The organism is Dickeya lacustris (assembly GCF_029635795.1).
GTDB lineage: Bacteria > Pseudomonadota > Gammaproteobacteria > Enterobacterales > Enterobacteriaceae > Dickeya > Dickeya lacustris.
Genome location: NZ_CP114280.1, coordinates 2,441,403 through 2,464,989 on the forward strand (window position 1 = coordinate 2,441,403; position 23,587 = coordinate 2,464,989).

The following is a 23,587-nucleotide window of genomic DNA, read 5'->3' on the forward strand; positions in this document are numbered from 1 at the left end:
TTTAATCCTCACGGGCAAACAAGGCTTCAATAAAATCATCTGCCTTGAACGGCCTCAAATCATCAATACTTTCACCCACGCCAATGTAGCGAATGGGGATGCCAAACTGATCGGCAATGGCAAAAATCACCCCGCCTTTGGCGGTACCATCCAGTTTAGTCAACGTAATACCACTCAGCCCGACCGCCTCATTAAACAGCTTTGCCTGGCTGACTGCATTCTGGCCGGTGCTGGCATCCAGCGTCAGCATGACTTCGTGCGGTGCATCTTCGTCGAGCTTTTTCATCACACGCACAATCTTTTTCAGCTCTTCCATCAGGTGTGATTTGTTTTGCAAACGCCCGGCGGTGTCAGCAATTAACACATCGACCCCACGCGCTTTGGCCGCCTGCAACGCATCAAAAATCACCGAAGCTGAATCCGCACCCGTATGCTGCGCCACGACGGGCACGTTATTGCGCTGCCCCCAGACCTGCAACTGCTCGACGGCGGCGGCGCGGAAGGTATCCCCGGCGGCCAACATCACCGTTTTCCCCTGCGCCTGGTACTGACGCGCCAGCTTACCTATGGTCGTGGTTTTACCTACGCCATTGACCCCGACCATCAAAATCACAAACGGCGTTTTGCGTTCAATGTCGAGCGGCACATCCACCTTCGCCAGAATCTCGCTCATCTCCGCCTTGAGCAACGCAATCAGCGCTTCGGCATCTTTGAGCTGCTTACGGCTGGCATGTTCTGTCAGTTGGGCGATGATCTTGCGGGTGGTTTCTACCCCAACGTCCGCTATCAGCAGTTGCTCTTCGAGCTCATCAAACAAATCATCATCGATTTTCTTGCCGCGAAACAAGCCGACAAATCCTGAACCCAGATTCTGACGCGTTTTTACCAGGCTGCGTTTGAGGCGTGCGAAGAACCCCTCTTTGGTTGGGCGCTCCTGCTCTTGCATCGGCAGAGCCGCTTCAACTACTTCAACCGCGTCAACCACCGGTCAGCGCAACCACGCTCTGCGCCGCGACGGTTTCGGTGTCCTCAGCATCTGCCGGGGCTGGCGGCGTAGGCTCGGGCCGCGCTTCAGGTTGCTGTTGCGCCTGCGGCTCTAAAGGGGGCGCTATTTCCTGCGGGTGATGCGCCGGTACCTCAGGCGTCGGCTCGACAGGCTCGGACGCAGGGGCCACCGCGTCCTGCGGCGCAGTTACTGCAACGGGCGGCTCGGCGGAAATGGCCGCTGTGTCGGGCTGTACCGACGCAACAGGCGTCACCTCATCGGCGGTTGATGCCTGTGCGGTTGGTGCCTGCGGTTGTTCTTGTGTCTTCTCTTCTGCCTTCTCTTCCTGACGCCCTAAACCCAACCAGGAAAAAAAACCGCGCTTTTTCTCTTTCGCCATTGTGTAATTGCGCTCCTGCCACCCAGTGCGGCTAATCAATAACCATGTCAATAAACACGACCCCGCAACGCCATGACTGCCGCTGCTACGAGTCCAATAAAACAACGAGTTTAACACTTTCCCGCCGTCAGCAACACGCACCGCGCCACCGGTGAGCGCGACAATCTCCGTAACCAGGTGTGTCTGGCCATGCTAACCAAACGAGATTTGGCGGATTTTCCCGCGCCGTCTCCCATTAACTGCATCTTTACATTTGCCTGACCGGCCAGCGCCGTTAGAATAACGCCTTAGAAATCCGGCAATCGGTTGCCGGTCTCCTCTCGTTGGCACTTACACGCCTTTGGCAAATACAAAGTTATGGCAAAACATCAAGCGACATCCGCTCCCGGCCAAATCCGCATTATTGGCGGGCAATGGCGCGGCAGAAAACTCCCCGTTCCAGAGAGTCCCGGTCTGCGACCGACCACCGACCGTGTGCGCGAAACGCTGTTTAACTGGCTGGCACCCGTTATCCAACAATCACGCTGCCTCGACTGTTTCGCCGGTAGCGGCGCACTGGGGCTTGAAGCGTTATCACGCTATGCCGCTCACACCACCTTGCTGGAATCCGAGCGCAATGTGGCGCGCCAGTTAACGCAGAATCTGTCGCAACTAAGGGCTGATAATGCCGAAGTAGTCAATATCGACACGCTGCAATGGCTAAACCAGCGCGTTGCCGGGCTGCCCTACGACGTGGTTTTTCTCGACCCGCCTTTTCGTCGCGGCTTGCTGGATGACACCGTAGAACGACTGGAAAACGGTGGCTGGCTGGCAGCCGAGGCCTGGGTTTATATCGAAACAGAAGCAGAAAACCGCACACTGACATTACCGCCAAACTGGACGCTGCATCGGGAAAAAACCGCCGGGCAGGTCTGTTATCGCCTTTACATTCGCCACGCATCTGATTCTCTCATCGGGAGCCTTGATGAACATTTGGATTAACCTGGGCCGCCTGCTGATGCTGGGAATATGGGGCTTTCTTGTCATGAACCTGATTCACCCTTTTCCACGCCCGCTGAATATTTTCATGGTCGTGGCGATGGGGTTCATGCTGTTGATGCATGGGGTGCAATTTTTGCTGCTCAAAGCCAGCCAGCCGAAGGATGCTCCCGCGCTGGGAGGCATGCTGCAATTGCGCATTTTCCTGTTCGGGGTGTTTGAGTTACTGGATTGGCAGCGCAAGCAGCCTGTCACGCCGCGTAAACCCCGCTAACCCGCCCCGACTATAGATACGCAACAAGACGCAACAAACAACACACGGCGTGTTCATCATCATTGCACGCCGTGCTCATGGCAGGACGACGCAGCGGTTAGGTTTTTTTGCCGGGCAGCGAGGGGAAATGCGTTACGTTATCCCCCAATTCGGAAATGCGGGCAATACCACGTTCGCGCTCGCTGACGGCATCAATACGAATGACGGCCTGCATCGGAATATAGCTGCGCCCAACGCCGGCAAACTCTGTTTTTAGTTTTTCCGTCGTCGGGTCAACCAGCAGGGCAGACGGGTTATCAAAAACGAAGTCAGCGATTTCAACAAATCCGAACAGGCTGCTTTGTACCAGTTCGCGTACATACAGCTGATAGTTTTTGCCGTTATTCATAAACTGAATGCGGTAAAGGACGGGTTCATTGCTCATTAATCGTTCGTCTCCTCCGGGCGCGCCGGGTATCTGATAGTGGCAGTGACAAATTCGGGCGCTACGATAGCATGAAGCCAGACAGGTGGCAGCCCCGGGCCCGTCGCGCAGACGATTTGAAAAAACACAGCCCGCAGAGCCAGGTATACCTGGCTCTGCGGGCAGGCCATAACAAACGCGTATCGGCAGGTCGAACGTGCTACAAATGGGCTATTGTGCCGCCGCCGTAGCGCTTCCTCCGTGAAATGAAGGATGTTTTATGCTTTGGTCTTTTCTCGCCGTCTTTTTCTCCGGCTGGCTGTATGTGGATGCCAGTTATCGCGGCCCGCACTGGCAACGCCTGCTATTTAAGCCGCTCACGCTGTTACTGATGATAGGTATGGTATGGCAAACCCCAACCATCGGCGTTCCCGGTTATTTCGTGCTGCTGGCATTAACCGCCACGCTGATAGGCGATGCATTAGTGTCTCTGCCGGAGGAGCGGTTACGTTGGGGGTTGATGGCCTATGCGCTGGCCCACCTGTTCTACACCCTGACACTGTTTTCATCATCGCTGACACTGGGGTTCTCATCGCCACTTTCACTGACGCTGGTGCTATTGGCAAGCCTGCTGTTAACACTCTTATGGCGTAAACTTGGCCGTGAACGTCTGGCGGTGATAACGCTAATCATCATGACTGCATTGATGGTCTGGACGGCAGGCGAGCGTTATGTCTGGCTGGCCAATGAAGCGAACCTGTCACTGTTAAGCGGTGCGGTATTGTTATTCGCGGCGCATGCTATCTGGCTGGTGAACCACTTCCGTTTCCCGTTTCGGGCTCATCGGGCGCTGGTGGCTATTAGCTACTTCGGCGGCCACTTTCTGATGGTGCATTCACTCTATGGCTGACTGTGCTCACGTCTCGCCGTAAACCTTGCACACTCGCTAAGCCGATGCAAGGTTTACGCCCCTTTGCGCAACAGATAACGATAGGGCAGCGTTTCGGTTGTTTGCGCCAGTAGCTCGTGTTCCATATAACGGCAAAAGCCGGGAATATCACGCGTTGTTGCCGGATCATCGGCAATAATCAGCAGCGTTTGCCCACACTCCATCTGGCGCACGGTTTTACGCACCATCATCACCGGTTCAGGGCAGCGTAACCCTTGGGCATCCAGCGTTCGATCGGGATTAGCAAAAATATCGGTCATACGCGTTCTCGTTACGAAGATTACAGGGAATCGAGGGCTAATTAGTTTACCCCTCAAGGTTAAGCGCGCAACCGCTAAAAACGCACGGGGATTAACCATTGCAAAGCCACTACAACGCGGTATGATGCCGACACGTTAGCGTTAAAAGCACGCATAACGAGGCAATTTATCTGGGTTCCCTCACCCCAATAACCAAAAAGGTCATACTATGTTTCAGTTCACTGCACAACAGCGGCTGACAGCACTGTGCTGGCTGTCCCTCTTTCATATTTTGGTGATTATTTCCAGTAACTATCTGGTTCAATTACCGATTACGATTTTCGACTTTCATACTACCTGGGGCGCATTTACGTTCCCGTTTATTTTTCTGGCGTCGGATTTAACCGTGCGAATTTTCGGAGCGCCGCTGGCACGCCGAATTATTCTAACCGTGATGGTGCCAGCGCTGATCGCCTCTTATCTGTTCTCCTCGCTGTTCTACAAAGGCGAATGGCAGGGGCTGGCGGCGCTCGGTCAGGTCAACCCGATGGTCGCTCGCATTGCCATCGCCAGCCTGATGGCGTACGTTTTAGGCCAGATTCTGGACGTTCAGGTTTTCAATCGCTTGCGCCAGCTTAAAGCCTGGTGGGTCGCCCCCGCAGCGTCTGCGATATTGGGCAACCTGAGCGATACGGTAGCATTCTTCTTTATCGCCTTTTATCGCAGCACCGACCCGTTCATGGCCACGCACTGGATGGAAATCGCCAAGGTAGACTACTTCTTCAAAATAGCGATCAACCTGGTCTTTTTCCTGCCAATGTACGGCGTAGTGCTCAATATGCTGCTGCGTCGCCTGAGCCAGTCTGTTAGCGGTACGCCTTATCAGGATCAAACCGCCTGATCGCCGATTTGAGTAAAACGGATTTTTCTGCCACCGTTCGCTAACACAACGGTTTTTCGCGACGACATGGTGATTAGGAATAACCGGAAAATTGCCTGCCTGAAGCCTGATTCAGGGCTAAAACAAGCATAGTGACAACAAAACGCTTGTTTTTATGCCCCGAATCAGGTGCCATAGCGCCACTTCTGCTTATGTTCATATGCTTGTGCTGATATTGCGTCAGTCTGTATTCGTAATGAAAGAAAGGATACCCATGCCAAATTTAGCGAAATATCTCGGTATTGGTCTGCTGGCCGCCACCCTGGCCGCCTGCGATGGCAACAGTGACAAGAAAACCAGCGTACCGGCGGCAAAACCGGCAGCGGCGGCAGAGAATGCCACATCCCCCAACGTGTCCCTGCTCTCCGGCAAGCTGACATTCACGCTGCCTGATGGCCTGAGCGACCAAACCGGCAAACTGGGCAACCAGAAAAACAACATGCATGTCTATGCTGATCAAAGCGGTCAGAAAACCATTATTGTGATTGTGGGTGACGACACCCCGCAGGATCTGCCGACATTCGGCCAACGCATCGAAGAGCAGCAACGCGGGCGTGATGCCAACTTACAGGTGCTGAGTAATAAACCTGTCACCCTAAATGGCCAGCAGGTACAGCAGTTTGACAGCGTCAGCACCAATAACGGCCAGAAAGCGTTCTCTTCTATCGTGATGGCTAAAGTGGACAACCATTTGGTGACGCTGCAAATCGGCTTGCCCGCCGATAACCTGCCTCAGGCGCAGAGCGATGCAGGCAAGATAATTGCCAGCCTGAAACTGAATTAATGTGAACCATGAATGCCCTGCGCATGGCGCGCAGGGCGTGTTTCATACCGCTGTTCTGGTGCGATACAACCGCGCTGTCATCAATAATCCCATCAGCGCCAACCCCGCCGCCGCCAGATAAATCGCATCCACCCCGGTGTAGGCGATCATCCCCCCCGCTACGGGCCCGACCACGCCAAGCGATAAATCGAGAAAGATGGTGTACGTTGCCAGCGCGCTGCCCTGATTTTGCGCAGAAACGGCTTTAACCGCCACCACGCCCAGCGCGGGAAACACCAGCGAAAAGCCGCCGCCCGCAAGAAATGCACCGATTTGCACCATCAACGGATTGGCCGCCTGCCACACCAGCAACAACCCCGCCCCTTCAACCACAAAACACGCCAGCGCCACCCGTAAGCCGCCAAATCGGTTGATGGCATTAGGAAAGAGTAATCGCGCGCCGACAAACGCCACGCTAAACAGACTCAGCGTAAATTCCGCGCCAGACCAGTGCCGACTGGCATAAAACAGCGTAATAAACGTGGAGATGACGCCAAAACCGGCGGAGGCCAGCGACAAAATCATGCCATATAGCCAGACCTTGCCCAGCACCTCACGAAAAGGCAGTTTTTTACCCGGCGTGACGCTCACCGTCGGGCGGGGCAACGCCAGCGCGATAGCCAGCGCCGCCACCAGCATGATAACCAGCGCCAGTAGCCGCAAACCGCCCTGTTGGTATATCCACACGCCAAGCGGCGCGCCAATGGCCATCGCGCCGTAAGTTGCTACGCCGTTCCATGAAATCACCCGCCCGATGTGCAGTGAACCGACAATACCCACGCCCCAGAGCGTCGCGCCGGTTCCGGCAAAACTCTGCCCCACTCCGAGGATCAAGCGCCCAACGCATAACAGCATCAGGGCCAGCATCGGCGAGCTGTCATTCCATGCCGCCAGCGCATAAAAACCGCCGCTTAATAGCGCGCCCACCAACCCCAGCACCACCACCTGTTTCGGGCCTTTCTCATCGGCATAACGGCCTGCCCGAGGGCGGCTTAATAAGGTAGAAAAATATTGCAGACTGATCACCAAACCTGCCCAAAATGTACTAAACCCCAGATATTCATGGACATACCCTGGCAACACCGCCAGCGGCAGGCCAATATTCAGGTAGCTGGCAAAATTGAACATAACCACAGACATAATGCGTAAATTCAGGCGTAATGCGCCAGGCGTCGTTTCTGGTGGTGTCACAGACATGGGACGTTAACTCGCTTCAAGGCCGCGTTAGCAGACCAACACGGCAACACGGGGTTGGTATTTGGTGTTTTTCAGCCTAACACACTGCAACAGGATGTTAGTTATAATCAACAGGATGAATCGCCGAGGAGAGCACGCCTGTGAAGCCAAACCGCCCACGCATTCACACTGAGCGCACTGCGCCATCCGACGCAGCTCGCGCGCCTAACGGCGTTTGGCACCGGGTGCGCTCGGTTGCGGCCATTGCCCATTTCATTCGCGCCGGCGAGCGGTTTAATGACCGTATGGGCAACCAGTTTGGCGCAGCGATTACCTATTTTTCGTTTCTGTCATTGATTCCTATTCTGATGGTGTCATTCGCCTGCGCCGGGTTTGTGCTGGCCTCCAACCCTGACCTGCTCACCGGGCTTATCAACCGTATCGTGAACAGCATCAGCGATCCAAGCCTGGCACATACCCTGAAAGACACCGTCAACACCGCCGTGAGACAGCGTACAACCGTTGGTGTGACCGGCTTGCTGATGGCGCTCTATTCCGGCGTCAACTGGATAGGCAACTTGCGCGAGGCAATTTTGGCGCAGTCGCGAGACGTATGGGAGCGGCAGCCTCATGAGGAAGAGAAATTCTACCTGCGTTACTTTTGGGATTTCTTATCGTTGATTGGCCTGCTGCTGGCGCTGGTGATCACCCTGTTTTTAACCTCGGTGGCAGGTAGCGCGCAGGCGCTTATCGTGCAGACGCTGGGCCTTGGGGGAATTGGCTGGTTGCGCCCGGCGCTGACGCTTATCGCACTTTCTATCTCTATTTTTGCCAACTACCTGCTATTTTTATGGATTTTGTGGGTACTGCCGCGCCATAAACCGCGCCATACCCCGCTATTACGCGGCACGCTGATGGCCGCCGTCGGTTTTGAAGCGTTAAAATTTGCGATGACCATGGCGTTACCGCAACTGGCCACATCGCCATCGGGTGCCGCGTTCGGTTCAGTGATAGGCCTGATGACATTTTTCTATTTTTTCGCCCGTCTGACGCTGTTTTGCGCCGCCTGGATAGCCACGGCGCTCCCTCAGAACAGTGCCGATAAACCGGTGCCGCTCACGCGCACCTGACTACACGACCCTAGGAGCCAATATGCCTTTTGTTAATATTCGCATCACCAAAGACGGCGCCACCGCCGAGCAAAAACAGCAGTTAATTGCCGGAGTCACTCAGCTACTGGTCGATACGCTGGGTAAAAACCCGGCTACCACCGTGGTTATCATTGATGAAGTGGAAACCGATAACTGGGGAATCGGCGGAGAAAGCGTGACAACCCGGCGGCAAAAAGGGTTATAAGGGCAAAGATCGCGCTCAAATAGCAACCTGCCGTTCAGGAGAGGGATTACCACAGGTTTTCCCGATCCATATCATGAAAAAATAAAACATCGTTTCATCACTATTGACTACGCGCCATGTAATGTTGAGACTGGCGCTAATTTCCACTTACATCCCCATCTCTTTTTTACAGGTCAGCGGTCATGACGACAAAGAACATTGCGATTATTGGCGAATGCATGATTGAACTGTCACAGAAAGGCACGGATCTCAGCCGTGGCTTCGGTGGCGATACCCTCAACACAGCGGTTTACCTTTCCCGTCAGGTCAAGGCAGACGCGCTTGGCGTGCACTATGTCACCGCACTGGGCACCGACTCGTTTAGCAGCGAGATGCTGGCTGTTTGGCAGAAGGAAGGCGTAAAAACCGACCTGACGCAACGCCTGGACAATAAACTGCCTGGGCTGTATTTCATCGAAACCGATGCCAGCGGCGAGCGCACATTCTACTACTGGCGTAATGATGCCGCCGCCCGCTACTGGCTGGAAAGCGCCGATGCCGATGCCGTGAGTCAGCAACTGGCGAAATTTGATTATCTGTATCTGAGCGGTATCAGCCTTGCCATCCTGAATGCAGCCAGCCGTGAACGCCTGCTGGCCGTACTGCGCGCGTGCCGCGCCAACGGCGGCAAGGTGATTTTCGACAACAACTACCGCCCTCGCCTGTGGCAGAGCAAAGAAGAAACCCGGCAAGCGTACAGCGACATTCTGACCTGTACCGATATCGCGTTCCTGACGCTCGATGATGAAGACATGCTGTGGGGCGAGTTGCCGATAGATGACGTACTGGCGCGCACTCACGGTGCTGGCGTGACCGAAGTGGTTATCAAACGCGGTGCGGATGCGTGCCTGGTTTCCATTCAGGGCGAAGCCTTGCAGGAAATCCCGGCCATCAAGCTGCCCAAAGAGAGCGTTGTCGATACTACCGCTGCGGGGGATTCATTCAGCGCAGGCTACCTGTCAGTCCGTCTTAACGGCGGCAGCGCCGCAGACGCGGCAAAACGCGGGCATTTGACCGCCAGCACAGTGATTCAATATCGCGGCGCGATTATTCCACTGGACGCGATGCCAGCGTAAGTTAAGAAATCCCGTCAGGCTTTCTGCCCAGAGAGCCTGACAACGAAAACGCCGGTTAAGCGATACACGCTTAACCGGCGTTTTTACTGTGGCGGCGCTACGGTGTTGCTGGCGCAGCGCTGTCTTGTTTCATCAACTCTGAATAAGTTTCCTGCAACGCTTTCATGTTCGCCTCGGGTTCCCCCTGCGGTTGCAGCATAATGAGCGTGGCATCCTGGGACAATTGCTGATGCAGTTCCTGATTAAGCCGCTCCAGCGTCAGCGATGCCAGATAATTCTGACGCAGTTTTTGGTATTGCTCCGGTGCAATATCCACTACGCCATTCTTCTGAGAGCGCAAGCGCTGATCGATTAAAATATCGGTACTGGCGCGTGCATAAGTCGCAAACAGCTTACTCAGCTCTTCCGTCTTGCGGGCCATTAACGTTTCGAACTCTGCGGCTGACAGCCCTTTATCGCGCAGCGTGCGCAACTCTTTGCCAAGGAATGTCACGCCCGCCAGTGCAGACTCACTGGTCACATTGTCGAGATGGATAGCGCACTGGGCGCGGCCATACACCACATTACAATCGAAGCGAACGTTGGTTTCCTTGAGCGGGCTTTTACCCAGCGACTGCTGGACATGCCAGAACAACGCTTCGCGCGCCAGATCGCTCTGCCAATAACGCGCCAGCGCCTGCGAATCGCGAATCGGCTGCCACGGCATATCCCACACTAATGACAGCGTATCCTGCTTAACGCTGTTATCCATCAGGCTAATCGGCGCAGAGGACATCGGCGAAAGTACCGGTAAAGGCGACGGCGTGACGCGCTTACCCTCAAGCGGCGAAAACGCCTTCTCGATTTGCTCGCCAATCATGCGGCTGTCCACATTGCCTGCGATATACAGCGTCATGGCATCCGGCGTGTACCAGGTTTTGTAATATTTACTCACCAGCTCTGCGGTTGCCGAGGCTTTCAGAGGCTGCCCCGGCGCAAACGACAACAACGATGAGCCCTTCAGCCGATAACGCCAGGACGTATCCTGCGGATTGGTCGGTGCAGTCGCTACCGGGTCGATCATTTTCGTCGCAGCGGCAATGCGCTTGTCATTGATAGGCAGTTTTCCCGCCGTCTCCGCCAGCCAACTCAACGCCTCTTTTAACAAATCGGGCCGGTTATTCGGCAAGCTCAGATTATAAGACGTGAAATCATAAGACGTTGTTGCCGGCGGCAATGGCCTGGTTTCACTCTCAGACTGCTGCCACACTGAAGGCCGTTGAACCGCTGAGGGCATATCACGCGGCAACAATGCCAGGCGTGGAATAAGATGAGAGAACCCCGTCTGTTGCGCACTTTCCGTCAACGAGCCGGTATTCACCATCAAACGCAGCTCGATACGGTCACTCGGACGCTGGGGAGTCGAAAGCAGTTGCCAGCTAAAGCCGTTATCCAGTTTCCCCTGCTGCCACGCGGGGTCGGGTTGTAGCGCTTCAGCCTGCACGTTACCCGCGAAAAACGCCAGTAACACGCCACCAACGAAAAGACCAGATTTGGTGTCCTGCATGTGAACCCCTACTTTAATCACTATCCAAAACGATGTTTTTGTGAATTCGGACGACCTTATCCTGCCGCCTGACGTGTTATACCCCAAACTCTTCACGCTACAAAAAGACAGCCCAGATTGAAGAACCGCCGATTAACGCATTAACAAACCGACGCACAAACGGACTGCCAACGTGCCTGTAACATAAAACAGAGGGGGAATGTTCACCACACTCTTTCGCCACGCAATAAAGAGAGGCGAAGTGTACCACCCCGTTAGACAGCGCGCTTTTGTCTATGTCACTCAACAACGTGAAATAAGAGCAAAAAAAATCGGCGGAGAACAAATTTAGCACAGAATGAATGAAAATCACCCACAGCGCGCCAGGCGAACTGTGGGTGAGGCAGGAAGGATCTCAGCGAGATATCAGGATGGACGAGAGCCACTCTCGCGGCCAGACAGCACATCACTCATCTGCTTGCTGTCGAGCTGCTTACACCATTTGGCAACCACAACGGTAGCGACACCGTTACCCACCAGGTTAGTCAGGGCGCGGGCCTCAGACATAAAGCGGTCGATACCCAGAATCAGCGCCAGACCAGCAATCGGCAAATGACCGACGGCTGAAATCGTTGCCGCCAGAACGATAAACCCGCTACCAGTGACACCCGCAGCCCCTTTAGAAGAGAGCAGCAACACAACCAGCAAGGTTATCTGATGCCAGATATCCATGTGGCTATTGGTCGCCTGGGCGATAAACACCGCAGCCATCGTCAGGTAAATGGATGTACCGTCGAGGTTAAACGAATAGCCGGTTGGAATAACCAGACCCACGACCGATTTTTTACAGCCCAGTTTTTCCATCTTCTCCAGCATACGCGGCAGCGCGGATTCCGAAGAGGATGTGCCCAGCACGATGAGCAGTTCTTCACGGATATAACGAATAAACTTGAAGATACTAAAACCGGTGGCTCTGGCAATGGAGCCCAGCACCAATACCACGAACAGAATACAGGTAATGTAGAAGCAGATGATTAACTGCCCGAGCTGTATCAGCGTACCCACACCGTATTTACCGATGGTGAACGCCATGGCACCGAATGCCCCCAGCGGTGCCAGACGCATAATCATATTAATGATGCCAAACACCACTTTGGAGAAGCTGTCTATCACATCAAAAATCAGCGCGCCCTTCTCACCAAGGTGATGCAGAGCAAAACCAAACATCACGGCAAACAGCAACACTTGCAAAATATTGCCGCTGGCAAATGCACCAATAACGCTGGACGGAATCACGTCCATCAGGAATGGTACCACCCCTTGCTTACCGGCTTCGGTCGCGTAATTCGCAACGGCCGCAACATTCAGGGATGAGGGGTCAACGTTCATGCCGACACCCGGCTGCAAGACGTTAACCACCACCAGGCCAATAATCAGCGCCAGCGTACTGACAATTTCAAAGTAAAGCAGCGCGACAGCACCGGTGCGGCCAACCGCCTTCATGCTCTCCATCCCGGCAATACCGGTAACGACGGTACAGAAGATGACGGGCGCGATCACCATTTTGATGAGTTTTACGAATCCATCGCCCAGAGGCTGCATCTGCTGCCCCAGTGCCGGGTAGAAATGCCCCAACAATATCCCAATAGTAATAGAGACAAGAACTTGAAAATAAAGGCTTTTGAATATTGATGTTTTCATAGTGTGACGTCCTTTGATGGAAAAACACACGGAGGACAAAGAACGAAAAGTTGCCGCCTGTGCTTGCGCCGGAAAAATAACACCCCGATAACAGGCCGGATACTTTTATAACTTTAGTTTGTGAACATCAGGTTAAAAACAAGAGCTGAATCGCTTCAACAAAATCAAGTTTAAAACATTACATTAATTTATCAGCAACACCACCCAAAAGAGAGTCGGCCATCATTCCCCGAAAGCGCGCTCCGTTGCGCTATTCTGCGCGGATTCATAAGCATCGTTTGTGAATAAGATCACAAGTAACAATTTAGTTAATGGCAGGTAAAATATTGCTTCGACAGGCGCTGGCACAGGTAATGCCAGCGGCAGGCAACGGCGAGAAATGCGCTCGCCGTATTCGCTATTATCGTGATGCGTCGCGCTTATCTGCTGTTTTTAGCGAGCAGGGCGAGCAAGTGCAGGCTGGACGAATAGTAATCCTCTGACGGGCCCAACTCGCCCTCAATGCCAGCGGCATTGCCCATCGTCAAATCACGCACCGCCAGCAAGCCGCCCTGCATCGCATAAGGCGCGACATTATTATTCAGCACATCAATCCAGGCCGGGGTGCTAAGACGCGCATAATTACGCCAGTAGAGCTGGAACGGCACCAGTGCCGTGGTTTTCGCATCATACCAATACAAATAGAGTGGAATACGAATCGCGTCATAACTAAAGCGTGATGGCCAGGCCGTCGCCGGAGCCATTGAACCATCGGCATTCAATGCCACCCAGTCCGTCGGCAGGCCGACGGAGCCAAACCGCATGTCACCCACCAGCGAGAGTCCATCATCAATTAACTGTCGCCACACTTGCAGGTGGCTGCGATTGGCAAAATCACGCCAGGCGGGAAATAAAAAGTAGGACGGGTTGAGAATAACGTAGCTGTTTTTATTAAAGCCATACGCCCCCGGCAGCATGACGGTGCGGCCAGCAAACTGCACCACATCCCCGGCAAGAATCGCTTTTTGAATGCTGTCGGACGCCTGTAAATACTCCGCGTTCTGCCAGGCCGTCCCTGCTTTTAACAGCGCCCAGGCTATCAACACATCACCGTCCGAGGCGTTGTTTTTATCCGCGACCGGCGTAACGGCAGCCGGATCATAGCGCCAGTAAAACAGGCCGCTGACGTTATTTCTCAGATTGGCGCGCGTCCAGTTCCACAGACTATCAAACACCGCCCGATCGCCGTACTGCGCCGCCATCAGCATTGCAAAACCCTGGCCTTCGGTATGGCTGATATTTTTATTCCCGGTATCGATGACACGCCCTTCTGGCGTGATAAAACGGCTTTTATAGGTTTCCCAACCGGTTGCCGCACTGGCCGACGCACTCAACCACACCATCAATACCCATATCCAGCCACGCCATATTGGCTTTACCATGACATCTCCCGTTTCAACACATCTCGCTGTGGTAATGAAATACCACGCCGGACTCGTCGCTCATCCCTTCATAAGATAGCAATACATGCTCGGCGCCGCCTTGTTCACGCAGCCAGTGAGCATAAACCCCTTGTAACACCGCCGCCATCGACATGCGAAAGCGGGTACTGCGCGTCTCTCCCACCGGCTCAGGAAGCGCCAGATGGTAAATGACAAGCCGGGTTTCCTGCGGCTGTAAGTCAACGCACCCCCAGCCAAACCGCGACAACACCCGATTCATTTCTTGCTCGAGATCCAGCACGGTTTCCGCTGGCGCCAGCGGATAACGTGCCGCCAGTTGCACGCCCATCTGGCGCAGAAACGCTAACCCATCTTGCTCGCCTGCGTTATCCATCATGCCGTCGATAATCACGCCGAGCAGATCGGCCCAGCCGGGTGGCAATTGCTGTTGACGATAATAATTCAGCGCATGTTGCTGTGATTCCATCATGCTTATTTGCCTCCCAGTCCGTAGCGGAAATAGAGTTGACCGGTGGTTTCATTATAGTTGCCAAAGGTGTCGTAGCCCATTTGTCCACCCACGGTAATATCTTTCGTCACGCGGTAATCAGCGCCAACGTGAACGTTATAGCCAACGCCGCTTTTGCTATCACTGGCATAGTGCGACTCTTTGGCGAACCCATTAGTGACTGCATTATCAAGGAATGCCTGCCAGTCTGGGTTATTCGGGAAATAATCGCTCTTATCGCGCGTATAAGACTGATAGCCCACAGAAATCCCGGCTTTAACATTCAGATCATCGTAGCGCTGGCTCCACTCAAGCGGCACGGAAACCGACACATAATTCTGCGGGCTAAAATAGCCGCCCTGACCGTAGCTGTAATAACTCAGGTTTTTATCAAAATCCATCCAGCTCAAACTGATGCCGGTTTTCAACTCGCGATCGCGATCGTGTACCGGGCGAATATACGCACCGGCATTCGCCATAAATGCCCGGTTACTTTTGACATTCTCGCCAAGATAGCTGTAAGCGCCGCCACCGCCATAGAAACCGACATCACCATTATCATAACTCAGTAACACGTTACCGCCGTTCTTGGTGACTTGCCCCCAACGCTGGCCGCTAAACGCTTCTTTGGTGCCAATATAAGAGAGCAGGCTATCCGTCACGGCACGGCGCTCGCCTGTCACCACCAACGTGAGAAAATCGGTCAGTTTTGGCGACCACTGTACCCCGCCGACCAAGGTATTCAGCTCCTGACCAAGCGGCGTACTGCCAAAGTCCAGCTTGTAGTTTTTGCCAATCAACGCCAGATTTAGCTCAACGCCAGAGGATTTCTGTGAATCCGTTGAACTGCTGCTTGCCGCATTCACATTCGGTTTATTTGCAGAGGCCAGGAGATAATTTCTAAGCGCCGTATTCCCGTTGAGCGCAGTCAGGTTCGCCTGCCCTTGGGTAGTCAGCGGGTTTAACGTGTCAAAGCTAATGGCGCTCACGCTCGCCGGGTCGATATTCTGGCTGCGTAGCAACGTCGCCAAAGGCGAGGCCGTACCGCTGGCAAGCTGCGCCTGCATGTTACGGATCTCGGTATTGATCGTATCCACCATCCCTTGTACTGCCTGCGCACCGGCCCCTGCGCCATAACGACGATAACCATCGCCGCTGGCGCTGCCGGAATTCATGGTCATTGGCGTGACGCTAAAGTTGATACGGGTATCACCAAATGAGCCGCTCGACCAGGTCAGCGGGGCTTTGGCTTCAGTAAATCGCCCTAAGCCAGACTCGCCATCACGGGCTCGTACCTGCACGCCGCCCTGTAGCCAGCCGCCGCTATCGCGCTCCAAATCATCCATCATGGTGTTGATTTGGTTAAGCGTCGCAGTCTGTTGTTGGGTGGTGGCATCTGCCACCACCGCAGTGTCGCTACCAGCGACACTGCCGCGTTGCTGCCACGGCAGCACCCGGCCATAAGACGAGGGGGTCGCACTGGTTACGCTCGCGCGATTAATAAACGGATTCTCCGCCATCGCCAGCCCGCCAATCGTCGCCGCCTTACCCGGCCCTGCGCCATCAAGCCCCACCGCTTTAGCCCGGGCAGAACGCAAATAGGCTAATGCCTGATCGCGGTTGCCTTGTGCATCCGCAAGCCGCGCCAGCAGCAGTAACCGCTCCGGCGTGGGCTCACCCTGTAGGCCGGAGGAAAGCGCATACGCTTTCGCGACGTCATTACGGGCCAGGGCCACATTCATCGCACCGATGCGGGCTTCCTGCGTCGGCGTGTCATGCGACAGCAGATAGTCATACACATCGGCCGCTTCTTTATTCATCTTGCTCGACTGGTAGAGGCGCGCCATGGCAAACATCAAATCGGTGTTTTTCGGCGAACGCTGCAACGCGCGGGCAAGCGTGTCGTAAGCCTGAGCATATTGCTGGTTTTCACGCAGGCGATCGGCATCGCGAATGACAGCCCCGGTGCGCAAATCATCCAGTTGCGCCGTTGTGCTGCGCGCCATCAATTCCGGGCGGTTTAACCACGATTGCGCCTCATCGCTTAACCCGGCCTGATTGAGTACGCCAATTTGGGCGGCATAATCACCGGCATTACCTTGTACGCCGCGCTGCATGTTGTTACGCACCACCGCAACCGCTGCCGCCGTTTCCCCGGCGGCGGCCAGCGATTGCGCCAGCTTACCGGCATCCACCGGGTTCTCGGGCGGTGTCGCCGACAACGCCCTTAATGTATTGGCTGCCGCTGCATTTTCGCCGCGAGACAGGTACGTCTGCGCGGTGGCCATCTGGAGATTGAAATTCACCCGACGCGCCAGCGTGCGCGACTCTTCGTTCTGGTTACGGGCCGGAATACGGGCAAGCAGTGTGCTGGCTTGTTGCCAGGCGCTGTTTTCACTGGCAAAGAGCGCGGCGGCGTATAAATCATCCGCACTGGCAGCGGGCCGGAACAGCGGCTGCATCAGCGCGGTGGCTTCAGCGGTATTTCCCTGCTGCTGGTAAATCCGCGCCAAATCAAGCCTGAGCCAGCCATCATTCGGGAAACGCGCAATACCTTGCTGCAACAGCGCGACAGCCCGCGCCCTGTCACCGGAGGCCAGCGCTTGCTGCGCGTCTTTACGCACCGGCGCACTGGTTGCAACCACCACCGGGCGCGGTGTCATACTTTGGCGCACGCTCTCAGGCAGCGCCGCAAACAGGGTATTGGCCTCGGCGCTGCGATTTTGCTCTCGCAACACATAAAACAGCCCCTCTTTGGCGCTGCGGTTATCTGCATCGGTTTGCAAAATGTCGCGATACAGCCGTTCGGCCTGGGCAAAATTATTGCTACGACGTAATACATCCGCGCGGAACAGTTTTGCCGCCAGTCCCTTCTCCCCGCTGGCCTGAACCAAGGGTTCGCTTATCGCCAGCGCCTGGGTGGTATCGCCGTTTTTCATGGCTTGCTGGGCAGAGGCTAATTGCGCATAGAAACGCGCGTCGTCCGCCTGCTGCTGACGCTGGGCGCTGTTTTCACCGCCCTGACGCGCCGCACGCTCCAGATACGACGCTGCCGAAGCAAAATCCCCCCGGCGCTGGGCGGCGTAGCCCATCCCTGCCAGCGCATCCGCATCTTGCGGATTAGCCTGTAATACCTGATCAAACGCGGTCTGGGCGCTGGAAATATCGCCGCTATTGAGCGCGGTGAACCCTTTGTTTTTCTCCACGCCGCCGACATTTTTACGGTAATAGTCCATGACCGCCGTATCCTGCGGGTGGCGCTGCTGGTAGAGCTGATACAGCGGCGCATCATCGCTTTTTGGCGACAGCCACAGCAACGCCTGACGCATCGACTGATCGGCATCCGTACTGCCGGAAGCCAATCCGCTCAATATCTGCACCCCTTCACGCCGTGTCGGCTCTTGATAGGTCAACGCCTTGCCGAGCGCGACGCTGGCATTGGTGTCTTGCGGGTGAGCGGCGACAAATTCGCGCAAGTGATCCACCGCCTGCGGCAGCAAGGTACGATCGCCTGCCATCGTCAGATAATATTCGGCGGCAATGCTGGCTGGCGGCTGTGGGCCGCTAAACAGGTTGCGCCAGGTTTGCAACGAGGCGCTGATGTTGCCGCTGCGCGCCTGCTGACGCGCCAGCGCCAGCTGTGCCTGCGGCACGGTGGAGGCCTGTCGCGCATTATCTAATGCCTGTAAACGCGGGTCTTGCGGCGAGGCCTGACTGAGCCGCTCACGCCACTTTGCCGCTTGCGCATTATCACCATTGTTTTGCGCATACAACGCCATCAAATACAGCGCCTGCGTGTTGTTGGCATCCACCATCAGGACTTTCTGCAACGCATCGCGAGCCAGATCATCATGGGAACGCTGGTGCCAGTAATCAGCTTGATCAAACAGCGCCTGCAATGCCGGGTTTGTCTGAGCGGCCAGCGCAGCGGAAGATAGCACGCCGCCAATAACCACGGCGGTGCCCATGACTACCGAGCTCACTGCACATGCCTGACGAATTCGGGCCGTTAATGTTGTCATCTTCATAAGTGGCTCGCTTATTTTTTACCTGAACCCGCATCACGCCGGGTAGACAGCCGTTTTTCTGCCTGCATCCTGAGCAGGGACGTCAGCCCAATCCCGATTACCGCTGCCAGCAGCAACGCACTGAGCGCCAACAACACCGCATGTTGATTGGCATACCAGACAATCATCATGTACCAGGGCATTTCACCCACCGGGAACTGCGGCCCGACACGGAAACTGCGCACGCCATTTTCATTGGTGATAATCGCTGTATCGCCGCTGATGGCCGCATTAATACCTGGCGAATTCAAATCGCCGTACAGCTGCGATAACTGCTCATCGCTGCTGCCGGTGGCCACCACCACCACCCGCCCGTTATTCCACGGCGATCGGTAGCTCAAAAAACCCCGCCAGGCTTCGTTTGATGAGAAGTAACGGTCGGCATCCAATGGCGCACGATCCCAATCGCCCGTCAGCAACGTGCGTAAATGCTCAAGGGTGCTCTGGGTTCTGACGCCAAACGTGCGGTCATTTACGTTAAAGGGGGAATCGGCCAACAGGCTCTTGTTAAAGGCGCTTTGCCCAAGTGACGTTATCGCCAGCACATCGCTGTTCTCAAGCTTCAGGCGATCGCCCGCATTGGCAGGCAGGCCAAACATCACTTTGGCTGCATTCAGGCTAACGCCGGTGGCGTCACTCGCCCGGCCCGCCAAATCCAGCAGCAGGCCAATTTCCGCGTTAGTCGGTTTTTCCGGCAGCAACAATACCGTCTGGGCGTAATCCGCCAGCCGGGAGAACGGGAACGCGGCCCCTACAAAGTAGGAGAGATTAGGCAACAGCGTGAAATGGCGCGTCCGGCTTAAATCAATAGAAGCGCTGTCCACAATCTGGCTTTTGATGTTGTTATTTTGCAATACGCTGCACGGCGCATCATCTTTGGCACGAATATTAAAATAGAGCTGGAACTGGTTGTAACCGTAGATAAGGTAAGGGTCTACTTTCAGCGCATAGGTTTCCTGACGGCTGTCACCGCCCATTTCACGCCACGCACGCTGCAACACGCCAACCTTATTGACCGTGAGGTTATGTAAAAACGTCCCGTTGAGCATCACATTCAGGTAGGAGCGATCTTCATCAATCCAGCTTTCTGACGGAAAGCGATAATCAACTTTTACCGGAATGGTATCACCGTCCCACAAGAACAGATCGGGAGCGGCGCGGAAGTTGATACGCAGCGCCTCATGCCAGATTCCGCTCACCGTCATGTTCTGGTCTTTACGCAGCAGCTCGCTAAAACGCACCGGCCGGTCGGTATTGATCCAGCGCGGCGCATCATAAGGGCGGCGCGGCGTGATGGTCTGAGGCGGCACCGACAGCGTTGCGCCATCGACATCCAGCGGCTGGCTCACCAAACGGTAAGCAGCCTGACGCAATTGCACTTCATCCTGACCGATGACCAGCATCAATTTGTTGACCGGGTTCACCGGGTTATCCACCAGTTGCAGCGTAGGCCCGCTCACCGCAGGCAACACCAGCGTACCGATTTTGTCACCGGGGTAGCCAAATACGATGCCGCTTTTCTCCGGCAGCGCATCGCGTATCACCGGGAAGTTCGCACCGTACCCATCCATACGCATGCCAAGCCACGAGGCCACCAACGCTGCCGCACTGACCTGAGCAGGGCTCACCTGCTCGGGGAACACCATGGGCACCACCGCTGCGGTCATTTGCAGCGGGTCAATAAACGGACGCGGAAAATTACTCAGCCGGGTGCCGATATCGAGCTGCTGGCCTTCGAGTTGCAAGGTGGTTGCAGGCAAAATGGTCAGATTATAACGGGTCGCGCTATCGCGTTCGCACAACAGGCGCTCGGCGTCATTAATACGAAAGCTGAGGTTATTGCTCGACACCACCATCGCGGCGGGAATATCTAACTGAAAGCGGGTACTTTCACCGGTTGCCGCACTCAGCGGCACCGTACCGAGCGGCTGGCCGTTGAGCATCAGTTGCATTGACGCATTGAGCGCCGCCAGTTCCGGCGACACCCGCAGCGATAAATCCAGCATCGCATTGGTAACAACCTGATCGCCCGGCAGGGTAAAGATCACCCCCGCCTGCGTCTGGCCGCCAGCCAGCGTAATCCCGTTAGGCTGGCCCATTTGAGCGACGGATACGCGGCTGGATAGCGGCTGATACCCGGCATCGCCGCCCACCGGCAGTAACATGGATGGCGTCGTCCCGCCCGCTGCATCGACAGGCACGACATTTGCCGTCGCCCTATCCGGCGCGACAATAGCGGGCAGAGGCGGCGTCATTGCTGGCGCATCAGCGCTGGCTGGCGGATTGACCGGCGCAGGCGATACTGTCGGTGACGTTATCGGTTGCACTATCGGTGACGCTGCCGGTGACACTATCGGCGGCATTGCGGGCACATCTATTGCGTGCACATCTGCCGCACCCGCCACGGGCGTAACCGGCGAGACAACCGGTGGCTGGCCCGCGCTGCCGCCCGGACTTAACATCATCGGCAACGGCGTGTCATCACTCTCGGGCGCAGCCAGTACCGCTGCTGAACTCAGCGCCAGCGCACCCGCTATCCATAACGCCAGCGCACTGGCATTAACTCGCAGGGTGGTCAAAAAACCGGGTGTCATCATGTTGCGGCATCCTCTTTTTTCACATCCACCGCTGCAGAAGCCGGTTTTTTACTGCGGGTAGTGAGACTGAGCCAAAAGAACTCACACACCGTTTTGACCACCGCCCACAGCGAACGCAAAGGGCGATCCTGAGGATAGGGCGGATTAATCCAGGCATCGGCACGCGAGAGCACCACACGCACCAACGCGCGGCGTTGCGAGAGCGGAATATCATCAAAACGCAGGCGAATTTTGTCGTCATTGGCCGCCACGGACTGCACCGGCAGGCAAATCTCACTCGATTGCAGCAACAGCTCAATGGCTTCGATTTCATCATGCTCGTGGCGCTTGTCCGGCGCCTTTAACTGCGCGCCGCCCATCGACAGATCGACCGTGGTGGTGCGTGAGGCGATACCGCTGGCATAGTGAATAATGGCAGGGACGTCCACATCGACGCGGATGGTTTTACGCACCTGCTTGGTTTCACGCGCCACGGCAATCGCCGCCAGCAGTGTCAGCAGGCTAAACATCGCCCACACCAGATTGAGCATAATGACGTAGGGGTCAACGTTGAAATAATCATGGGCGACGATGCGGGTGATGCCCGCGACCACACCGGCTCCCAGCAGCAGTGCGGCAATGATATGCGGCCGGACGATACGAAAATCAAAGAAGCCTTCGTCCAGCAAGCCGCCTTTGTCCGTCACGTTAAATTTGCCGTGTTTGGGCGAAATCAGCGTCACAATGGTTGGAATAACCAAGTGAAACGCCATCACTGTTTCATAAATTTCGCCCCAGAAACTGTAGCGGAAACGCCCGTTCATCCGTGAGTTGACGTACATCGAAATCGCCAGATGCGGCAGCGCATAGGCAAAAATCATTAACGCCGATGAGTGAATAATATTGAGATTAAACAGCAGGTAAGCAAGCGGCGCCGTCAGGAAGGCGACTCGCGGCAAACCAAACTGAAAATGCAGCATGGCATTGAGATAGCACAGGCGCTGCGGCAATGTCAGCCCGCGCCCCAGCAACGGGTTATCAACGCGGAAGATTTGCGCCATGCCACGGGCCCAGCGGGTACGCTGAATCACATGCAACACCAAACGTTCGGTAGCAAGCCCAGCGGCCAGCGGAATCGCCAAAAATGCGGATTTCCAGCCTTTGCGCTGCATTTTCATCGCGGTGTGCGCATCTTCGGTGACGGTTTCAACCGCGAACCCGCCGATGTCATCTAACGCGGAACGACGAATCACCGCACAAGAGCCGCAGAAAAAGGCCGCATCCCACAAATCATTGCCTTGCTGCACCGGGCCATAAAACAGCGCGCCTTCGTTTGGGATCTGCCGCGCGGCGCGCAGGTTACGCTCAAACGGGTCGGGCGAGTAGAAATAGTGCGGCGTCTGTAACAGCGCCAGCTTTGGGTCTGACAAAAACGGCGCGATCGTCGCTTGCAGGAAGATACGTTTCGCAACATGGTCACAGTCGAAAACGCAAATTAGCTCACCCTGCGTTAACTTCAGCGCGTGATTCAGGTTGCCCGCTTTGGCGTGAGCATTATTATCGCGCGTAATGTAGCCGACACCGGCCTGAGCGGCGAAAACGGCAAACTCGCTGCGTTTACCGTCATCAAGCAGGTAAACCTTCATTTTATCGCGCGGGTAATCAATACATTGCGCCGCCAGTACGGTATCGCGCACCACATCCAGGCTTTCGTTATAGGTCGGAACATACACATCAACCGTTGGCCACAAGTCCGTGTCCTGCGGCATCGGTTCAATGGTGCGCTCCAGCGGCCAGGTGGTTTGCAAAAAACCCAGCATCAGAATCACCCACACGTATAGCTCGGCAACAAACAGCCCAATGCCCAGAATCGCTTCGATTTCCGAGTTAAAGTGCAGCGTTTCTGTCGCGCGCCAGTAGATGTAGCGCGTCGATGTCAACGCCGCCATCACCACCAGTATGACCGTTACCGTCCGGCGTTTGCTCTGCCCTAACAACAGCATCAACCCGATGCTGATAAGGCCGAAGATATATTGTTTTTCGCTGTCCATCGGGGTTATCACCACCACCACCGCAACCGGCAGCAAAACCAACAACAACGCCAAAAACAGGATCTTTTTCATAGATTATCCTGAAGTCGAAAAATGGAAA

18 protein-coding genes and 1 pseudogene are annotated in these 23,587 nt (G+C 55.3%); 8 read left to right on the plus strand and 11 right to left on the minus strand.

From position 1 onward, the window contains the following. Nucleotide 1: 1 nt before the first annotated feature. Nucleotides 2-1,385, minus strand: a pseudogene (ftsY, locus tag O1Q98_RS11110) (signal recognition particle-docking protein FtsY). 357 nt (nt 1,386-1,742) lie between these two features. On the opposite strand from ftsY, the gene rsmD reads away from it, so the two are divergent. Together rsmD and O1Q98_RS11120 are read left to right on the plus strand one after the other, a co-directional pair. Beyond that, nucleotides 1,743-2,366, plus strand: a complete 624-nt coding sequence (rsmD, locus tag O1Q98_RS11115; RefSeq protein WP_125261139.1) for a 16S rRNA (guanine(966)-N(2))-methyltransferase — start codon at nt 1,743-1,745, stop codon at nt 2,364-2,366. Then, a complete protein-coding gene (locus tag O1Q98_RS11120) occupies nt 2,356-2,637 on the plus strand; it encodes a DUF1145 family protein (RefSeq protein ID WP_205744292.1) in 282 nt (93 codons plus the stop codon). Before rsmD ends, O1Q98_RS11120 begins: the two co-directional genes overlap by 11 nt. A gap of 97 nt (nt 2,638-2,734) precedes the next feature. Here O1Q98_RS11120 and O1Q98_RS11125 read toward each other — a convergent pair whose 3' ends face one another. Continuing rightward, the gene (locus tag O1Q98_RS11125; protein WP_125261141.1) at nt 2,735-3,061 is read right to left on the minus strand and encodes a DUF1820 family protein; all 327 of its coding nucleotides are present in this window, start codon (nt 3,059-3,061) and stop codon (nt 2,735-2,737) included. Nucleotides 3,062-3,320: 259 nt separating this feature from the next. Between O1Q98_RS11125 and O1Q98_RS11130 the strand changes: the two genes are divergently transcribed. Continuing rightward, on the plus strand, nt 3,321-3,950 hold the full coding sequence (locus O1Q98_RS11130) for a lysoplasmalogenase (RefSeq protein WP_125261142.1): 630 nt from the start codon (nt 3,321-3,323) through the stop codon (nt 3,948-3,950). Between the two features lie 53 nt (nt 3,951-4,003). Here the strand turns inward: O1Q98_RS11130 and tusA are convergent, their stop codons facing one another. Continuing rightward, on the minus strand, nt 4,004-4,249 hold the full coding sequence (gene tusA, locus O1Q98_RS11135; RefSeq protein WP_125261143.1) for a sulfurtransferase TusA: 246 nt from the start codon (nt 4,247-4,249) through the stop codon (nt 4,004-4,006). 208 nt (nt 4,250-4,457) lie between these two features. Here tusA and O1Q98_RS11140 point away from each other — a divergent pair, with 208 nt between their 5' ends. Further along, a complete protein-coding gene (locus O1Q98_RS11140) occupies nt 4,458-5,129 on the plus strand; it encodes a 7-cyano-7-deazaguanine/7-aminomethyl-7-deazaguanine transporter (protein ID WP_125261144.1) in 672 nt (223 codons plus the stop codon). A 253-nt stretch (nt 5,130-5,382) separates the two neighbouring features. Beyond that, complete coding sequence (locus O1Q98_RS11145) at nt 5,383-5,952, plus strand: DcrB family lipoprotein (protein WP_125261145.1); 570 nt, start codon at nt 5,383-5,385, stop codon at nt 5,950-5,952. A 42-nt stretch (nt 5,953-5,994) separates the two neighbouring features. On the opposite strand, the gene O1Q98_RS11150 is transcribed toward O1Q98_RS11145, so the two are convergent. Continuing rightward, nucleotides 5,995-7,188, minus strand: a complete 1,194-nt coding sequence (locus tag O1Q98_RS11150; RefSeq protein ID WP_125261146.1) for an MFS transporter — start codon at nt 7,186-7,188, stop codon at nt 5,995-5,997. A 140-nt stretch (nt 7,189-7,328) separates the two neighbouring features. On the opposite strand from O1Q98_RS11150, the gene yhjD reads away from it, so the two are divergent. From yhjD to kdgK, 3 genes are all read left to right on the plus strand, one after another. Further along, nucleotides 7,329-8,297, plus strand: a complete 969-nt coding sequence (gene yhjD, locus O1Q98_RS11155) for an inner membrane protein YhjD (RefSeq protein WP_420810514.1) — start codon at nt 7,329-7,331, stop codon at nt 8,295-8,297. A gap of 22 nt (nt 8,298-8,319) precedes the next feature. Further along, nucleotides 8,320-8,523: a 2-hydroxymuconate tautomerase family protein gene (locus O1Q98_RS11160; protein WP_125261148.1), complete on the plus strand. Its 204-nt coding sequence runs from the start codon at nt 8,320-8,322 to the stop codon at nt 8,521-8,523. 182 nt (nt 8,524-8,705) lie between these two features. Then, the gene (gene kdgK, locus O1Q98_RS11165; protein WP_125261149.1) at nt 8,706-9,638 is read left to right on the plus strand and encodes a 2-dehydro-3-deoxygluconokinase; all 933 of its coding nucleotides are present in this window, start codon (nt 8,706-8,708) and stop codon (nt 9,636-9,638) included. A gap of 97 nt (nt 9,639-9,735) precedes the next feature. Here kdgK and O1Q98_RS11170 read toward each other — a convergent pair whose 3' ends face one another. The 7 genes from O1Q98_RS11170 to bcsA all read right to left on the minus strand — a co-directional run bounded on the left by O1Q98_RS11170 (nt 9,736) and on the right by bcsA (nt 23,559). Then, on the minus strand, nt 9,736-11,184 hold the full coding sequence (locus tag O1Q98_RS11170) for a M16 family metallopeptidase (protein ID WP_125261150.1): 1,449 nt from the start codon (nt 11,182-11,184) through the stop codon (nt 9,736-9,738). A gap of 405 nt (nt 11,185-11,589) precedes the next feature. After that, nucleotides 11,590-12,864, minus strand: coding sequence for a dicarboxylate/amino acid:cation symporter (locus tag O1Q98_RS11175; protein WP_125261151.1), 1,275 nt, complete (start codon nt 12,862-12,864; stop codon nt 11,590-11,592). A 419-nt stretch (nt 12,865-13,283) separates the two neighbouring features. Beyond that, the gene (locus tag O1Q98_RS11180; protein ID WP_125261152.1) at nt 13,284-14,285 is read right to left on the minus strand and encodes a glycosyl hydrolase family 8; all 1,002 of its coding nucleotides are present in this window, start codon (nt 14,283-14,285) and stop codon (nt 13,284-13,286) included. A gap of 13 nt (nt 14,286-14,298) precedes the next feature. After that, the gene (gene bcsD, locus O1Q98_RS11185) at nt 14,299-14,775 is read right to left on the minus strand and encodes a cellulose biosynthesis protein BcsD (protein ID WP_125261153.1); all 477 of its coding nucleotides are present in this window, start codon (nt 14,773-14,775) and stop codon (nt 14,299-14,301) included. A gap of 2 nt (nt 14,776-14,777) precedes the next feature. Then, on the minus strand, nt 14,778-18,821 hold the full coding sequence (locus O1Q98_RS11190; protein WP_125261154.1) for a cellulose biosynthesis protein BcsC: 4,044 nt from the start codon (nt 18,819-18,821) through the stop codon (nt 14,778-14,780). A gap of 11 nt (nt 18,822-18,832) precedes the next feature. Next, complete coding sequence (bcsB, locus tag O1Q98_RS11195; protein ID WP_125261155.1) at nt 18,833-21,457, minus strand: cellulose biosynthesis cyclic di-GMP-binding regulatory protein BcsB; 2,625 nt, start codon at nt 21,455-21,457, stop codon at nt 18,833-18,835. Beyond that, complete coding sequence (bcsA, locus tag O1Q98_RS11200) at nt 21,454-23,559, minus strand: UDP-forming cellulose synthase catalytic subunit (RefSeq protein ID WP_125261156.1); 2,106 nt, start codon at nt 23,557-23,559, stop codon at nt 21,454-21,456. Before bcsA ends, bcsB begins: the two co-directional genes overlap by 4 nt. Between the last annotated feature and the right edge of the window lie 28 nt (nt 23,560-23,587).

Excerpts from the sequence above, each read along its gene's own strand:
- bcsA (WP_125261156.1), bottom strand. The coding sequence starts at position 23,559 with ATGAAAAAGATCCTGTTTTTGGCGTTGTTGTTGGTTTTGCTGCCGGTT.
- O1Q98_RS11150 (WP_125261146.1), bottom strand. The coding sequence starts at position 7,188 with ATGTCTGTGACACCACCAGAAACGACGCCTGGCGCATTACGCCTGAAT.
- kdgK (WP_125261149.1), top strand. The coding sequence starts at position 8,706 with ATGACGACAAAGAACATTGCGATTATTGGCGAATGCATGATTGAACTG.
- O1Q98_RS11130 (WP_125261142.1), top strand. The coding sequence starts at position 3,321 with ATGCTTTGGTCTTTTCTCGCCGTCTTTTTCTCCGGCTGGCTGTATGTG.
- O1Q98_RS11145 (WP_125261145.1), top strand. The coding sequence starts at position 5,383 with ATGCCAAATTTAGCGAAATATCTCGGTATTGGTCTGCTGGCCGCCACC.
- O1Q98_RS11190 (WP_125261154.1), bottom strand. The coding sequence starts at position 18,821 with ATGAAGATGACAACATTAACGGCCCGAATTCGTCAGGCATGTGCAGTG.
- O1Q98_RS11160 (WP_125261148.1), top strand. The coding sequence starts at position 8,320 with ATGCCTTTTGTTAATATTCGCATCACCAAAGACGGCGCCACCGCCGAG.
- O1Q98_RS11180 (WP_125261152.1), bottom strand. The coding sequence starts at position 14,285 with ATGGTAAAGCCAATATGGCGTGGCTGGATATGGGTATTGATGGTGTGG.
- rsmD (WP_125261139.1), top strand. The coding sequence starts at position 1,743 with ATGGCAAAACATCAAGCGACATCCGCTCCCGGCCAAATCCGCATTATT.
- bcsB (WP_125261155.1), bottom strand. The coding sequence starts at position 21,457 with ATGATGACACCCGGTTTTTTGACCACCCTGCGAGTTAATGCCAGTGCG.
- O1Q98_RS11125 (WP_125261141.1), bottom strand. The coding sequence starts at position 3,061 with ATGAGCAATGAACCCGTCCTTTACCGCATTCAGTTTATGAATAACGGC.
- bcsD (WP_125261153.1), bottom strand. The coding sequence starts at position 14,775 with ATGATGGAATCACAGCAACATGCGCTGAATTATTATCGTCAACAGCAA.
- O1Q98_RS11170 (WP_125261150.1), bottom strand. The coding sequence starts at position 11,184 with ATGCAGGACACCAAATCTGGTCTTTTCGTTGGTGGCGTGTTACTGGCG.
- O1Q98_RS11175 (WP_125261151.1), bottom strand. The coding sequence starts at position 12,864 with ATGAAAACATCAATATTCAAAAGCCTTTATTTTCAAGTTCTTGTCTCT.
- tusA (WP_125261143.1), bottom strand. The coding sequence starts at position 4,249 with ATGACCGATATTTTTGCTAATCCCGATCGAACGCTGGATGCCCAAGGG.
- O1Q98_RS11140 (WP_125261144.1), top strand. The coding sequence starts at position 4,458 with ATGTTTCAGTTCACTGCACAACAGCGGCTGACAGCACTGTGCTGGCTG.